At 61.4% G+C, this 15,343-nt stretch carries 16 protein-coding genes; 13 read left to right on the plus strand and 3 right to left on the minus strand.

The window, feature by feature from the left end; genetic code table 11:
• Positions 1–15 precede the first annotated feature (15 nt).
• Entirely contained in the window at positions 16–999 is a 984-nt protein-coding gene (locus P0D89_RS02870; protein ID WP_169497807.1) for a malate dehydrogenase, read from the minus strand.
• Positions 1,000–1,624: 625 nt separating this feature from the next.
• On the opposite strand from P0D89_RS02870, the gene P0D89_RS02875 reads away from it, so the two are divergent.
• From P0D89_RS02875 to gltA, 7 genes are all read left to right on the plus strand, one after another.
• Positions 1,625–2,425, plus strand: a complete 801-nt coding sequence (locus P0D89_RS02875; RefSeq protein ID WP_408358313.1) for a GntR family transcriptional regulator — start codon at positions 1,625–1,627, stop codon at positions 2,423–2,425.
• Positions 2,426–2,581: 156 nt separating this feature from the next.
• Complete coding sequence (sdhC, locus tag P0D89_RS02880) at positions 2,582–2,998, plus strand: succinate dehydrogenase, cytochrome b556 subunit (protein ID WP_132383609.1); 417 nt, start codon at positions 2,582–2,584, stop codon at positions 2,996–2,998.
• Positions 2,999–3,001: 3 nt separating this feature from the next.
• Complete coding sequence (gene sdhD, locus P0D89_RS02885; RefSeq protein WP_149670570.1) at positions 3,002–3,370, plus strand: succinate dehydrogenase, hydrophobic membrane anchor protein; 369 nt, start codon at positions 3,002–3,004, stop codon at positions 3,368–3,370.
• Positions 3,371–3,374: 4 nt separating this feature from the next.
• Positions 3,375–5,150, plus strand: coding sequence for a succinate dehydrogenase flavoprotein subunit (gene sdhA, locus P0D89_RS02890; protein ID WP_408358312.1), 1,776 nt, complete (start codon positions 3,375–3,377; stop codon positions 5,148–5,150).
• A 24-nt stretch (positions 5,151–5,174) separates the two neighbouring features.
• Positions 5,175–5,879, plus strand: a complete 705-nt coding sequence (locus P0D89_RS02895; protein WP_408358311.1) for a succinate dehydrogenase iron-sulfur subunit — start codon at positions 5,175–5,177, stop codon at positions 5,877–5,879.
• Between the two features lies 1 nt (position 5,880).
• A complete protein-coding gene (locus P0D89_RS02900) occupies positions 5,881–6,153 on the plus strand; it encodes an FAD assembly factor SdhE (RefSeq protein ID WP_408358310.1) in 273 nt (90 codons plus the stop codon).
• A 72-nt stretch (positions 6,154–6,225) separates the two neighbouring features.
• Positions 6,226–7,527: a citrate synthase gene (gene gltA, locus P0D89_RS02905; RefSeq protein WP_408358309.1), complete on the plus strand. Its 1,302-nt coding sequence runs from the start codon at positions 6,226–6,228 to the stop codon at positions 7,525–7,527.
• Positions 7,528–7,682: 155 nt separating this feature from the next.
• Here gltA and P0D89_RS02910 read toward each other — a convergent pair whose 3' ends face one another.
• The gene (locus P0D89_RS02910) at positions 7,683–8,771 is read right to left on the minus strand and encodes a helix-turn-helix domain-containing protein (RefSeq protein WP_408358308.1); all 1,089 of its coding nucleotides are present in this window, start codon (positions 8,769–8,771) and stop codon (positions 7,683–7,685) included.
• 144 nt (positions 8,772–8,915) lie between these two features.
• On the opposite strand from P0D89_RS02910, the gene P0D89_RS02915 reads away from it, so the two are divergent.
• From P0D89_RS02915 to leuB, 5 genes are all read left to right on the plus strand, one after another.
• Positions 8,916–10,166 (plus strand): DUF1479 domain-containing protein, encoded by a 1,251-nt coding sequence (locus P0D89_RS02915; RefSeq protein WP_408358307.1) that lies wholly within the window; start codon positions 8,916–8,918, stop codon positions 10,164–10,166.
• Between the two features lie 199 nt (positions 10,167–10,365).
• Positions 10,366–11,775 carry a 3-isopropylmalate dehydratase large subunit gene (gene leuC / locus P0D89_RS02920; RefSeq protein ID WP_408358306.1) on the plus strand — a complete coding sequence of 470 codons (1,410 nt, stop codon included), beginning with the start codon at positions 10,366–10,368 and terminating at the stop codon, positions 11,773–11,775.
• Between the two features lie 5 nt (positions 11,776–11,780).
• Complete coding sequence (locus tag P0D89_RS02925) at positions 11,781–11,939, plus strand: entericidin A/B family lipoprotein (RefSeq protein ID WP_006047595.1); 159 nt, start codon at positions 11,781–11,783, stop codon at positions 11,937–11,939.
• Between the two features lie 86 nt (positions 11,940–12,025).
• Entirely contained in the window at positions 12,026–12,679 is a 654-nt protein-coding gene (gene leuD, locus P0D89_RS02930; RefSeq protein WP_408358305.1) for a 3-isopropylmalate dehydratase small subunit, read from the plus strand.
• A gap of 72 nt (positions 12,680–12,751) precedes the next feature.
• Positions 12,752–13,819, plus strand: a complete 1,068-nt coding sequence (gene leuB, locus P0D89_RS02935; RefSeq protein ID WP_408358304.1) for a 3-isopropylmalate dehydrogenase — start codon at positions 12,752–12,754, stop codon at positions 13,817–13,819.
• An 11-nt stretch (positions 13,820–13,830) separates the two neighbouring features.
• Here the strand turns inward: leuB and P0D89_RS02940 are convergent, their stop codons facing one another.
• Positions 13,831–14,112 carry a hypothetical protein gene (locus tag P0D89_RS02940; RefSeq protein WP_408358303.1) on the minus strand — a complete coding sequence of 94 codons (282 nt, stop codon included), beginning with the start codon at positions 14,110–14,112 and terminating at the stop codon, positions 13,831–13,833.
• Positions 14,113–14,175: 63 nt separating this feature from the next.
• Here P0D89_RS02940 and asd point away from each other — a divergent pair, with 63 nt between their 5' ends.
• Entirely contained in the window at positions 14,176–15,297 is a 1,122-nt protein-coding gene (gene asd / locus P0D89_RS02945) for an aspartate-semialdehyde dehydrogenase (protein ID WP_323047661.1), read from the plus strand.
• The last annotated feature ends 46 nt before the right edge of the window (positions 15,298–15,343 follow it).

Consider the following 15,343-nt stretch of genomic DNA (forward strand, 5'->3'; position numbering starts at 1 on the left):
ATCGGCATCTAGTGCTTAGCCGAGCAGGTGCTGAACGCCTTCGCGCTCTTCCAGCAGTTCCTGCAGCGTGCCGTCCATCTTTTCGCGCGAGAACGCGTCGATTGCCAGACCTTCGACGCGCTTGTACTCGCCGTTTTCGCACGTGACCGGCACACCGTAGATGATGTCTTCCGGAATGCCATACGAGCCGTCCGACGGAATGCCCATCGTGACCCACTTGCCGTTCGTGCCGAGGACCCAGTCACGCACGTGGTCGATTGCAGCGTTAGCCGCCGACGCCGCCGACGACAGGCCGCGCGCTTCGATGATCGCCGCACCGCGCTTGCCGACGGTCGGGATGAACGTGTTGCGGTTCCATTCTTCGTCGTTGATCAGCTTGGTCAGGTCCTGACCTTCCGCCGTTGCAACGCGGAAGTCCGGGTACATGGTCGGCGAGTGGTTGCCCCACACAGCCAGCTTTTCGATCGACGCGACCGGCTTGCCCGACTTGGCAGCCAGTTGCGACAGTGCGCGGTTGTGGTCCAGACGCAGCATCGCGGTGAAGTTCTTCTTCGGCAGATCCGGCGCCGACTTCATTGCGATGTAGGCGTTCGTGTTGGCCGGGTTGCCGACCACCAGCACCTTCACGTCACGGCTTGCAACGTCGTTCAGCGCCTTGCCCTGAACCGTGAAAATTTCAGCGTTGGCCGACAGCAGGTCCTTACGCTCCATGCCTTTCGAACGCGGACGCGCGCCGACCAGCAGGGCCACGTCTGCATCCTTGAATGCGACCTTCGGGTCGTCGGTGATCACGACGCCCGACAGCAGCGGGAATGCGCAATCATCCAGTTCCATCACGACGCCTTTGACGGCGCCTTGCGCTTGCGGCAGGTCGAGCAGTTGCAGGATGACCGGTTGATCCTTGCCGAGCAGATCGCCATTGGCGATGCGGAACAGCAGGGAGTAAGCGATTTGACCTGCGGCGCCGGTGACGGCAACGCGCTTTGCGGGCTTAGCCATTGAGAAATCTCCAGGACGATGCGTTAGACGCTAAGGAAAACGCCATTCTATATGCGCGTTCAGCGAAGCGTTATGAAACACGGCGGAATTCACTGTTCGCGCCCGGACTCGCAATTTGCCGAGGCCGGGCGGCGCGAATGCGGCAAGACCGCCATGCCGGAAACCTGTACTGCCGAGCGTCCTCAGTCGGCGCTTCACGTCAGCCTCCGAGGGGCGATTCCACGATCCCCCAAGGGGACTTCCTTCGGGGCGGGGGACTTCCCGCGGAGCGGAAAACGCCGGGCGGCCCAGTGTTTTCTCGAGAGGACGGGAACGGGACTTCGAGACGCCGGGTAGCCGCTGCACGGTGCGGGCTCCTGCAAACAGCGCGTTTCGGCAAGCGTCTGACCCACGGATGGCGGCGAATCGAAACTTGAACTGCGAGGGAACAGCATGTGCAGAGTGGCTGCCGGCGCGTCGCGGGGCTGCATTAAACAGCCGCCGAAAAAACCCGCAAACCCTTGCTCGACAAGGAGTGTAGGAGTCGTCAGACACAAAGTCAACATTATCTTATGTCTTATATAAGACACATCTATTGCGGGGAAAACCCTAGACGCACCCCAGCCCTTTATGATGAAATGCGCGGATGAATTCGAACCCGGCGAACACCACCAACCCGAGCGGCCAAGGGGCCGCGGGAGAAGGTGTATCCAATGCCGCTCCCGCTGCGTCGCCTACTTTCAGCCCGTTGTATCAGCAGATCAAGGGGCTGATTACGCAGAGTCTCGAAGGCGGCGAATGGAAGCCGGGCGAGATCATTCCTAGTGAAGTCGAATTGGCGGCAAGATACAAGGTCAGTCAGGGCACGGTGCGCAAAGCAATCGACGAGCTTGCCGCCGACAACCTGCTGGTGCGCCGCCAGGGAAAGGGCACCTTTGTCGCAACGCACAACGAGGATCGCGCCCAGTTTCGTTTCCTGAGGTTGCTGGCCGAAGACGGCGCGGAACACCCGCACGTGAGCCGCCTGCTCGAATGCCGGCGTTTGCGCGCTTCAGCGGACATCGCGAGGCAACTCGATCTGAAGCCGGCCGAACCGGTCGTGCTGATCAAGCGCTTGCTGCAGTTCGACGGCGAAATCACCGTACTCGACGAAATCTGGCTGCCCGGCGCCGTGTTCCGCGGACTCACGCTCGAACGGCTGTCGGAGTACAAGGGTCCCCTCTACGCGATGTTCGAGACGGAATTCGGCACCCGCATGATCCGCGCGACGGAGAAGATCCGCGCGGTGGCGGCCGAGCCGTCGGTGGCCGACCTGCTGCGCGTGCCGGCGGGTTTTCCGTTGCTGTCGGTCGAGCGCGTGTCCTATACATACGGGGACCGGCCGGTTGAAGTCCGGCGAGGTTGGTATGTCACAACCGGGTATTACTATCAGAACGATCTGAGCTGAATCGGGCTGGATCGAGGTGCGCATCCCACGCGCGCGCCTGTTTGACGGCGCCTTTATCGCGCGCACTGTAACGGACCTGTAGTGGTTTTCGCTGCAGCGCGATATGAAAAGGCGCTAAAATTGCGGATTAGTGTGACTACATAGTAGGGGTCTAGCATGGCTGAAGCCGTAAAAAAACCGAGGCCGGAATTCCGGAACATCGGTATTGGGCAAATATTGACGGCATACCGTCTCCCGCTAGCGGGGCGAGTGTCGATCCTGCACCGCTTGAGCGGTGGTCTGCTGTTTGTTTTTCTTCCGTTCCTGCTGTACCTCTTTGATCAGAGCCTGACTTCCGAATTGAGTTTCGAAGTCTTCAAAGGTTTCCTCTCCAACATCATCGTCAAGCTCATCACGCTGGTTCTCGCGTGGGCTTTCCTGTTTCACTTCTGCGCCGGCATCCGTCACCTCGTGATGGATACCAACCACAACGCGGTGACGAAGGAAAAAGGCAAGTCGACCTCGATCGTGGTCCTCGTCGTGTCGTCGCTGCTCACCATTGCATTCGCGGCAAAACTGTTCGGAGCATTCTAAAAAATGTCAGCTAATAACCGAATCGGTTCGAAGCGTCTCGTCGTCGGCGCGCATTACGGTCTGCGCGACTGGCTCGCGCAACGCATCACCGCCGCCGTGATGGCGGTCTACACGGTGATCCTGCTCGCGTGGTTCTTCGGCGCGCACGATTTCTCGTACGACGGCTGGGCGTCGATCTTCGCGACGCAATGGATGAAGCTCGCCACGTTTGTCACGCTGCTGTCGCTGTTCTATCACGCGTGGGTTGGTATCCGCGACATCTGGATGGACTATGTGAAGCCCGTTGGCGTGCGCCTGTTGCTTCAGGCGCTGACGATCGTCTGGCTGCTCGCATGTGCGGGCTACGCTGCGCAGATTCTCTGGAGAGTGTAAAAGAATGGCTGCAATCAAGAATTCTCTGCCGCGTCGCAAGTTTGACGTGGTTATCGTCGGCGCAGGCGGCTCGGGGATGCGCGCTTCGCTGCAACTCGCGCGCGCCGGTCTGTCGGTGTGCGTGCTGTCCAAGGTGTTCCCGACGCGTTCGCACACGGTCGCGGCACAAGGCGGCATCGGCGCCTCGCTTGGCAACATGAGCGAAGACAACTGGCACTATCACTTCTACGACACGATCAAGGGTTCCGACTGGCTCGGCGACCAGGACGCGATCGAGTTCATGTGCCGTGAAGCACCGAATGCAGTCTACGAACTCGAACACTTTGGCATGCCGTTCGACCGTAACGCGGACGGCACGATTTATCAGCGCCCGTTCGGCGGCCACACCGCGAACTACGGCGAAAAGCCGGTGCAACGCGCTTGCGCGGCCGCTGACCGGACCGGTCACGCATTGCTGCACACGCTGTACCAGCAGAACGTCGCGGCCAAGACGCAGTTCTTCGTCGAATGGATGGCGCTGGACCTGATCCGCGACGCCGACGGCGACGTGCTCGGCGTGACCGCGCTGGAAATGGAAACCGGCGACGTCTACATCCTCGAAGGCAAGACCACGCTGTTCGCTACGGGCGGCGCGGGCCGGATCTTCGCGGCATCGACCAACGCGTTCATCAACACCGGTGACGGCCTGGGCATGGCCGCGCGTTCGGGCATCGCGCTGCAAGACATGGAATTCTGGCAATTCCACCCCACCGGCGTGGCCGGCGCGGGCGTGCTGATTACCGAAGGCGTGCGTGGTGAAGGCGGCATTCTGCGCAACTCGAACGGCGAGCGTTTCATGGAACGCTACGCGCCTACTTTGAAGGATCTGGCACCGCGCGATTTCGTTTCGCGTTCGATGGACCAGGAAATCAAGGAAGGCCGCGGCGTGGGTCCGAACAAGGATCACGTGCTGCTCGACCTGTCGCACATCGGGGCAGAGACGATCATGAAGCGTCTGCCGTCGATCCGCGAAATCGCGATGAAGTTTGCGAACGTCGATTGCATCAAGGAACCGATTCCGGTTGTGCCGACCATCCACTACCAGATGGGCGGGATCCCGACGAACATCAACGGTCAGGTCGTCGGTACGCCGAGGGGTCACGAAGAGGTCGTCAACGGTTTCTACGCTGTGGGCGAATGCTCGTGTGTGTCGGTGCACGGCGCGAACCGCCTCGGCACGAACTCGCTGCTCGACCTTGTGGTGTTCGGCCGCGCGGCCGGCAACCACATCGTCAAGCACGTGAAGGACACGAAGGAGCACAAGCCGCTGCCGGCCGACGCCGCCGACTTCGCGCTGTCGCGTCTGGACAAGCTCGACAAGTCCTCGTCGGGCGAGTACGCGCAGTCGGTCGCGAACGACATCCGCAGCACGATGCAGGGGCATGCTGGCGTGTTCCGCACGTCGGAGCTGCTGTCCAAGGGCGTCGAGCGCATCCGTGAAGTGGCTGAACGTGTCGACAATATCCATCTGAAGGACAAGTCGAAGGTCTTCAACACGGCCCGTATCGAAGCGCTGGAAGTGGCGAACCTGATCGAAGTGGCACGCGCCACGATGGTCTCCGCCGAAGCGCGCAAGGAAAGCCGTGGCGCGCACGCGCAGAACGACTTCGAACATCGCGACGACGAAAACTGGCTGCGCCATACGCTGTGGTTCAGCGAAGGCGACCGCCTCGACTACAAGCCGGTTCACATGAAACCGCTGACCGTCGAATCGGTGCCGCCGAAAGCGCGTACCTTCTAAGGCACAAGTCAAAGGAATTCAGAAATGGCAAAGCGTACATTTGAAATTTACCGCTACGACCCGGATAAGGATGCGGCTCCCCGCATGCAAACGTATGAGATCGAAATCGACTCGCACGAACGCATGCTGCTCGACGCGTTGATCAAGCTGAAGGCAATGGACGAGACCTTGTCGTTCCGCCGTTCGTGCCGCGAAGGCGTTTGCGGTTCGGATGCGATGAACATCAACGGCAAGAACGGTCTGGCCTGCTTGCAGAACATGAACGACCTGCCGCAAAAGATCGTGCTGCGTCCGCTGCCGGGCCTGCCGGTCGTGCGCGACCTGATCTGCGACTTCACGCAGTTCTTCAACCAGTATCACTCGATCAAGCCGTACCTGATCAACGATACGCCGCCGCCGGAAAAGGAACGCCTGCAGTCGCCGGAAGAACGCGACGAGTTGGATGGCCTCTACGAATGTATTCTGTGCGCTAGCTGCTCGACCTCGTGCCCAAGCTTCTGGTGGAATCCGGATAAGTTCGTCGGCCCGGCAGGTCTATTGCAAGCCTACCGTTTCATCGCGGACAGCCGCGACGAAGCGACGGGTGAACGCCTCGACAACCTGGAAGATCCGTATCGTCTGTTCCGTTGCCACACCATCATGAATTGCGTCGACGTTTGCCCGAAGGGCCTGAACCCGACCAAGGCGATTGGCAAGATCAAGGAATTGATGGTTCGCCGCGCTGTCTGAGATGGACGAAATATCGCATCAGTCCGACCCTCTCCGCCGCGCGCGCCTTCGCTGGCGTGCGCGGCGGGGCCTGCTGGAAAACGATCTGATCTTTGAACGTTTTTTCGGCCGATATGAGCATGACCTCAGCGATGCCGATGTGGGCGCACTCACGCGCCTGCTCGAGCTGAGCGATAACGACCTGATGGACTTGCTGCTGGTGCGCAAGGAACCGGAAGGCGAGCTTGCCGACCCGGATGTGATCCGGGTGCTGGAGCTGCTGCGCAACGCTTAAGCGCAGCCAGTCCGTTGTCCCGGGCGTGCAATTATCGAAAACCTGTATCCATACTTCGATTGAGGATGTGCTATGACCCCGTCAGATGTTAAAGCCACGCTATCGTTCAGCGACAATTCGCCGAGCGTTGAAATGCCGATTTACAAGGGCACACTCGGCCCGGATGTGATCGACATTCGTAAACTTTACGGCCAGACCGGCAAGTTCACGTACGACCCGGGCTTCATGTCGACGGCGGCGTGCAATTCGGCGATCACCTACATTGACGGCGACAAGGGCGAGCTGCTGTACCGCGGCTACCCGATCGACAACCTGGCCGAAAACGCCGACTTCCTCGAAAGCTGCTATCTGCTGCTGAAGGGCGAACTGCCCAACGCAAAGCAGAAAGAAGAGTTCGTCAACACCGTCACCAAGCACACGATGGTGCACGAGCAGATGCAGTTCTTCTTCCGCGGCTTCCGTCGCGATGCGCACCCGATGGCGATTCTGGTCGCCGCAGTCGGCGCGCTGTCGGCGTTCTATCACGACTCGCTCGACATCAACAATCCGCGTCACCGTGACGTGTCGGCGATCCGCATGATCGCGAAGCTGCCGACGCTTGTCGCGATGGCGTACAAGTACAGCATCGGCCAGCCGTTCGTTTATCCGAAGAACGACCTGTCGTACAGCGCGAACTTCATGCGCATGATGTTCTCGAACCCGTGCGAAGAGTATCAAGTCAACGACGTGCTGGTGCGCGCGCTCGACCGTATCCTGATCCTGCACGCTGACCACGAGCAGAACGCGTCGACCTCGACCGTGCGTCTCGCGGGTTCGTCGGGTGCGAATCCGTTTGCGTGTATCGCAGCGGGTATCGCCTGTCTGTGGGGTCCGGCGCACGGCGGCGCGAACGAAGCCGCGCTGAACATGCTGGAAGAAATCGGCTCGGTCGACAACATTCCTGAGTTCATCAGGCAGGTGAAGGACAAGAACTCGGGCGTGAAGCTGATGGGTTTCGGCCACCGCGTGTACAAGAACTACGATCCGCGCGCGAAGCTGATGCGCGAAACCTGCCACGAAGTGCTGGAAGAGCTGGGCCTGCACGACGACCCGCTGTTCAAGCTGGCAATGGCGCTGGAAAAGATCGCACTGGAAGACGAATACTTCGTGTCGCGCAAGCTGTACCCGAACGTCGACTTTTACTCGGGCATCGTGCAGCGCGCACTGGGCATCCCGACGTCGATGTTCACGTGTATCTTCGCGATGGCGCGTACGGTCGGCTGGATTGCGCAGTGGAACGAAATGATTGCCGATCCTGAACAGAAGATCGGGCGCCCGCGTCAGTTGTTCATTGGCGAGACGCAACGTGAAGCGAAGCCGATCGCGCAACGTTGATCGAGATTGAGTCTGCGTAGTTCGTAGCGGTTGGTTTGTTGCGAACGCGCGTGGAGTCTGCACTGATAGGAAACGCCTCAACGGGCTTTACCGTTGGGGCGTTTTGTTTTTGCGACGCGGCGCGGCATGTGCTGTGGCGTTGCGGCGCCCACGCATCAGCCAGGCGTGCGCGCCTGGCGAGTTCGCCGTCGCGGCCGTTCGAGCGAAGGCGGGCGCGTCTCCAGATTGAGCGGCGCGGCGGCCGCATCCTTTGGTGCATGGCCGTGTGTTTCGAAATGGCGGCGATAGGCACTCGGCGTCATGCCGCGCGCCGACAGGAACTGTCGATTGAAATTGGCGAGGTTTGGAAAGCCGGCCTTCGTGGCGATCAGCGCGATGGGCCAGCCTGTGCCCGTCAATTGCCGCGCTGCATAGCCGATGCGCAGCCGGCTCAGATAGCGTCCGACACTTTCGCCCACGTGCCGCAAGAAGTAGCGGTGCAAGGAGCGCTCCGAGAGGTTAGCCACGTCACATAGTTCGGCGACGCGCAGCGGTTCGTGGAAACGCCGGTCGAGCAGATCGAGCACGCGATTCAGACGCTCGGCTTCCGATGCGCTTCTGCCCGGCGTGACAGTTGGCGCGCCGGTGACTCGTTGCGATGCGAGCGGTGATGGAGCTGAAGGGGTAGACGACGTACCGGGCACCGTCTGCACTGCCCCACCTCGCCGAGCATCATGAACGCCCGTGCGCCGATGCGCAGCCGGCGACGCCAGCGGCTCCGATTCCGCCTCAGCAAGAAACGCGAGCACCTCCAGCACAGCACCCAGCCGCACACGCGGCGACTCATCCAGCAACGCGTCCCTCTGCCCGCGCATCATCGTCGCGGCTTCGTTCGCGAACCGGAGCCCCGGCGCGCCGCGCCTGAGCAGCGTGCGCAGCGCGGCGAATTCCGGGCAGCAATCAGCCATCCGTCGCGCCCAATCGCCGCTGAACCAGACCACGATCGCCACCTGCGGCTCTCGCGCGTCGATTGGCTCCGTGGACGCCCACGTGTGCGGCATGTCTGGCGGCACGAGCACGAGATCGTCGCCGCAATAATCGGCGATATGGTCGCCAATGAAGCGGCGGCCACGGCTGTTCATCGTCAGCGTGAGTTCGTATTCGGGATGGTGGTGCCATTCGAACGGGATCTGCGCGAGTTGCCGATGGTAGACGCGAATCGAGCAGCCATCGGGAATGGTGACGCGTTCGTATTGAGGTTTCACAGGACGCACCCTGGCCGCATGGAAGATATGGCGACGAATGTCCAAATTGTATCGGTAATTGGCCGGAAAAGATGCGTTTAGCGCGTCGAAGCCCCGTACTCTGAGCGCAGGTCAGGCCCATACAGAATCCAAGGAGACAGCATCATGCCCCTCGTCATCGACGACATTCCCGAGGCAGTTCGCGCTACCAAACGCGCATTGCGCGCCGCATTGCCCAACTACACCGAAGTCTTCAACGAAGTCGAAGACGCGATCCGCCAGCAGGTCGACGCGATTCGCCGCGACCGCGAGCAAGGACGCGATGCGATTCCCGTGCTCGACTACGCGTCGATTGTTTCCGGCGAGGTCGATCCGCGCACGATCGCCGGCATCAAAACGCGCGGCGCGTGCGTGGTGCGCGGCGTCTTCGACCGGCAGCAGGCGAGCGACTGGAACAACGAAATCGCCGATTACGTGCGGCGTAACAACCTCGACGACAAGCTCGCGCATCGTGCCGAGGACAAATACTTCGGCAACCTGTCGTCGAGCAAGCCGCAGATTTACGGCGTCTACTGGTCGAAGCCGCAGACCGCCGCGCGCCAGTCCGAGCAACTGGCGAACACGCGCGTGTTTCTGAACCGCCTGTGGACCTCGGAGAGCGACGGCAAGCGGCACTTCGATCCCGACCGCGTGCCCGTCTACGCGGACCGAATTCGTCGCCGGCCGCCGGGCTCGGAGTCGTTGGGTCTGTCGCCGCATGTCGATGGCGGCTCCGTCGAGCGCTGGCTCGATCCGAATTTTCAGAAGGTGTACCGGCATGTGTTGTCGGGCAACTGGCGCGCGTACGATCCGTTCGATGCTGCTCACCGCCCCGACGTGCAGGAGATTCCATCGCCGGCGGTGTGTTCGATGTTCCGCACCTTCCAGGGCTGGACCGCGCTGACGCCACAAGGCCCGGGCGACGGCACCTTGCAGTTGATCCCGATCGCCAACGCAATGGCCTACGTGATTCTGCGGGCGCTGCAGGACGACGTTCCCGACGACGACCTCTGCGGCGCGCAACCGGCCCGCGCGCTGTCGATCCAGCCGGCCTGGCACGGCCTGTTGCTCGAAGCGGTCACGCCCATCCCGCAGATGCAGCCAGGCGACGCTGTGTTCTGGCACTGCGATGTCGTGCATTCGGTCGAGGATGCGCATCGTGGCAGCGGCTACAGCAATGTGATGTACATCTCGTCCGCGCCGTGGTGCGCGAAAAACGACGCGTATTTGAAGCGCCAGTTGCCGAGCTTCCTGCGCGGCGAAAGCCCGCCTGATTTCCCCGCCGATCACTTCGAGACGGACTTCATCGGCCGCGCTCAGGAGAGCGATTTGACGCCGCTGGGGCGTGCGCAACTCGGCTTCGATCTCTCACGTTGAACATGCGTGCGCGTGACGGCGCACGACGCCGCCGCCACGCGCACCGTTTCCGGGTAACGTCGATACAGGTATCGGCACTACCACCCAACTCTATGTTTTTTATCGGTTTTTTAGCCGATTGAAGGGCCCACGGCGGAGCGCTGCGTGGCATAATCGACCGACACAGTCAGCCCGCAGTCATTACTACCCCGCATACACCATGGCACAGACTCTCTACGACAAATTGTGGAACACGCACGTGGTCCACACGGAAGAAGACGGCACGACGATTCTCTATATCGACCGTCAACTGCTGCACGAAGTGACCAGCCCGCAGGCGTTCGAAGGCCTGAAGCTGGGCAAGCGGCCGGTCTGGCGCATCAGCGCGAACCTGGCTGTCTCGGACCACAACGTCCCGACCACGGACCGCACGCACGGCATCGCCGACCCGGTGTCGAGGCTGCAAGTCGACACCCTCGATTCGAACTGCGACGCCTACGGCATTACGCAGTTCAAGATGAACGACATGCGTCAGGGCATCGTGCACATCATCGGGCCGGAGCAGGGCGCCACGCTGCCGGGCATGACGATCGTCTGCGGTGACTCGCACACGTCCACGCACGGTGCGTTCGGCGCGCTGGCGCATGGCATCGGCACGTCGGAAGTGGAGCACGTGCTGGCCACGCAAACGCTCTTGCAGAAGAAAAGCAAGAACATGCTGATCAAGGTCGAAGGCCAGTTGCCGCGCGGCTGCACCGCGAAAGACATCGTGCTTGCGATCATCGGCAAGATCGGCACGGCGGGTGGCACCGGCTACGCAATCGAGTTCGGCGGATCGACGCTCCGCGCGTTGTCGATGGAAGGCCGCATGACGGTCTGCAACATGGCGATCGAAGCAGGCGCGCGCGCCGGCATGGTCGCGGTCGACGACACCACCGTCGAATACCTGAAGGGCCGCCCGTTCTCGCCGCAGGGTGTGGAGTGGGATCACGCGGTCGAGTACTGGAAGCAGTTCAAGTCGGACGACGGTGCGCAATTCGATCGCGTGGTCGAACTGAACGCCGCGGAAATCGTGCCGCAAGTCACGTGGGGCACGTCGCCGGAAATGGTCACGGCCGTGGACGGCCGCGTGCCGGACCCGGAACGCGAAAAGGACCCGGTCAAGCGCGATGCGATGGAGCGCGCGCTGAAGTACATGGCGCTCGAACCGAATGCGCCGATCGAATCGATCAAGCCGGATAAAATCTTCATTGGGTCGTGCACCAACGCGCGCATTGAAGACATTCGCGCCGCGGCTTACGTGGTGAGGAAACTGGGCCGCCGCGTCGCGCCGAACATCCGTCTGGCGATGGTGGTGCCGGGTTCGGGCCTCGTGAAGGCGCAGGCCGAGCGCGAAGGCCTCGACAAGGTCTTTACCGACGCCGGTTTCGAATGGCGCGAGCCGGGCTGCTCGATGTGTCTCGCGATGAACGCCGACCGGTTGGATCCGGGCGAGCGTTGCGCGTCCACGTCGAACCGTAATTTCGAAGGTCGTCAGGGCGCCGGTGGCCGCACCCACCTCGTGAGCCCCGCGATGGCCGCGGCTGCGGCGATCGAAGGGCATTTCGTCGACATTCGCAAGCTTGGATAAATCGCATGATGAAGAACATGAATCGCACCACTCTATTGCGCCGCTTTGCACTCGGTACGCTGGCCGGGCTATTGCTCGGTCTGGCCGGCTGCAACACGGTGCACGGATTCGGCCAGGACATGTCTCACCTCGGCAATTCGATCAGCAATCACGCTGAGAAATAAGCGGTTTTTGATTGTTGCCGGCGATGCGGCGAGCGGCTTTCCGGCCGCCGCCCGCGTTGCCCGGTCTTGAAACAGGCGCAAGCGTCATGGATAAATTCATCGTACACACCGGCGTCGTGGCGCCGCTCGATCGCGACAACGTCGACACGGACGCGATCATTCCGAAACAATTCCTGAAGTCGATCAAGCGCACGGGCTTCGGTCCGAACGCGTTCGACGAGTGGCGTTACCTCGACCACGGCGAACCGGGCCAGGACAACTCGAAGCGTCCGCTGAATCCGGATTTCGTGCTGAATCAGCCGCGTTACCAGGGCGCATCGGTGCTGCTGGCGCGCAAGAACTTCGGCTGCGGCAGCTCGCGTGAGCACGCGCCGTGGGCGTTGCAGCAATACGGCTTTCGCGCGCTGATCGCGCCGAGCTTCGCCGACATCTTCTACAACAACTGCTTCAAGAACGGCCTGCTGCCGATCGTGCTGACCGAACAGCAAGTCGATCACCTGTTCAATGAAACGTATGCGTTCAACGGCTTCGAGCTGACCGTCGACCTGGAAGCGCAAGTCGTGCGCACGTCGGACGGCAGCGTCGAATATCCGTTTGAGGTCGCCGGGTTCCGCAAGTACTGCCTGCTGAACGGTTTCGACGATATCGGCCTGACGCTGCGTCACGCGGACAAGATTCGCCAGTTCGAAGCGGAGCGCATCGCGAAGCAGCCGTGGCTGAATCACCGCATCGTCGGATAAGCGCGTGAGGGCCTACGGCCCGCGCGCTGATTCGCGCTCAACAGTCTCGAAGAAAATCATCAAGGAATTGGCATGAAGATCGCAGTGTTGCCGGGCGACGGCATCGGTCCCGAAATCGTCAAGGAAGCCGTGAAGGTCCTGAACGTGCTCGGCGAAAAGTTCGAACTCGAAGAAGCGCCGGTTGGCGGCGCGGGCTACGAAGCGAAGGGCCACCCGCTGCCCGATTCAACGCTGGCGCTGGCGAAAGAAGCCGACGCTATTCTGTTCGGCGCCGTCGGTGACTGGAAGTACGACAAGCTCGAACGCGCGCTGCGTCCGGAGCAGGCGATTCTTGGCCTGCGCAAGCACCTGGAGCTGTTTGCGAACTTCCGTCCGGCAATCTGCTATCCGCAGCTCACCGGCGCGTCGTCGTTGAAGGAGGAGATCGTCTCGGGTCTCGACATCCTGATCGTGCGCGAACTGAACGGCGACATCTACTTCGGCGCGCCGCGCGGCGTGCGCGAAGCGCCGGACGGGCTGTTCGCCGGCGCGAAGGAAGGCTTCGACACAATGCGTTATTCGGAACCGGAAGTGCGCCGTATCGCGCACGTCGCCTTCCAGGCAGCGCAAAAGCGCGGCAAGAAGCTGACCTCGGTGGATAAAGCCAACGTGCTCGAAACGTCGCAGTTCTGGAAAGACGTGATGATCGACGTGTCGAAGGAATACGCGGACGTCGAGCTGTCGCACATGTACGTCGACAACGCCGCGATGCAGCTGGTAAAGGCGCCGAAGTCGTTCGACGTGATCGTCACCGGCAATATGTTCGGCGACATTCTGTCGGACGAGGCGGCCATGCTGACGGGCTCGATCGGCATGCTGCCGTCGGCGTCGCTCGACAAGAATAACAAGGGCTTGTATGAGCCGTCACACGGCTCCGCGCCGGATATCGCCGGCAAGGGCGTGGCCAATCCGCTGGCTACCATCCTGTCGGCGGCGATGATGCTGCGCTATTCGCTGAACAAGGCGGAGCAGGCCGATCGCATCGAAAGCGCGGTGAAGAAGGTGCTCGAGCAAGGCTATCGCACGGGCGACATTCTCACGCCGGGTTGCAAGCAGGTGGGCACCGCCGCGATGGGCGACGCGGTCGTCGCAGCGCTGTAAGCGCGTTGCACTCAACGCGGTAATGGGGTCGTCAAACGGCCTTTAAAACGCAAATCGGCCTCGAAACAGGCCGATTTGCGCGCAATACGGACGGCAGCGGTGAATGACGTCGCCAGATTCCGGTTTTCGTGTATATTGGAGCGATGGCGCAGATCTCCCAAATCTCCTCGATTTCCAAACTGCACGGCAAAACGGCCCGTTCGGTTGAGTTCGCCATTACCATCGAAACGCTCATTAAAACGATTACCCCGAAAACGATCACGAAACGCTGATCGTCCGTCGTGCCCGCTCATCTTCCCCGCGCGGTCACTGCGGGCAAAGATGCGGGGAAGTTTCCACTCGAAGGGTATGAAGTCATGAACGTAGGTCTCGTAGGTTGGCGCGGCATGGTCGGCAGCGTCCTGATGCAACGCATGCAACAGGAAGGCGATTTCGACTTGATCGAACCGGTGTTTTTCAGCACCAGCAACGCGGGCGGCAACGCGCCGTCGTTCGCCAAAAACGAGACCAAGCTCAAAGATGCGACAAGCATCGAAGACCTGAAGAAGTGCGAAGCGATCATCTCCTGCCAGGGCGGCGACTACACGAACGAAGTATTCCCGAAGCTGCGCGCGGCGGGGTGGAACGGTTACTGGATCGACGCGGCTTCGTCGCTGCGCATGAAGGATGACGCGGTCATCATTCTCGATCCGGTCAACCTCGACGTGATCAAGAACGCGCTGGTCAAGGGCCAGAAGAATTTCATCGGCGGCAACTGCACGGTCAGCCTGATGCTGATGGCGCTCGGCGGCCTGTTCCGCGAAAACCTCGTCGACTGGATGACGGCCATGACGTATCAGGCCGCCTCTGGCGCGGGCGCGCAAAACATGCGTGAACTGCTGCAACAAATGGGCACGCTGTATGGTGCCGCCAAGGAAGACCTGGCTGATCCGTCGTCGGCGATTCTCGACATCGACCGCCGCGTGTTGAGCGCGATGAACAGCGACCGCATGCCGACCGACCACTTCGGCGTGCCGCTCGCCGGCTCGCTGATTCCGTGGATCGACAAGGACCTCGGCAACGGCATGTCGAAGGAAGAGTGGAAGGGCGGCGCTGAAACCAACAAGATTCTCGGCAAGCCGGCCATGGGCACGCCCGGTTCGATCCCGGTCGACGGTCTGTGCGTGCGCATCGGCGCGATGCGCTGCCACTCGCAGGCGCTGACCATCAAGCTGAACAAGGACGTGCCGCTCGACGAGGTGAACAGCATCCTCGCGTCGGGCAATGACTGGGTGAAGGTCGTGCCGAACGAGCGCGAAGCGTCGATGCGCGATTTGTCTCCGGCAGTGGTGACGGGCACGCTGACGGTGCCGGTCGGCCGGGTGCGCAAGCTCGCGATGGGCGGCGAATATCTGTCGGCCTTCACGGTCGGCGATCAGTTGCTGTGGGGCGCGGCTGAACCGCTGCGTCGCATGCTTCGCATTGTGCTCGACAAGTAAAGTAAACTACGCGCTCATGACGCGTAGAAAACTCAAGAAGCGTCGC

The sequence above is a fragment of the Paraburkholderia sp. RL18-085-BIA-A genome (assembly GCF_046027075.1).
In the GTDB taxonomy this organism is placed as follows: domain Bacteria; phylum Pseudomonadota; class Gammaproteobacteria; order Burkholderiales; family Burkholderiaceae; genus Paraburkholderia.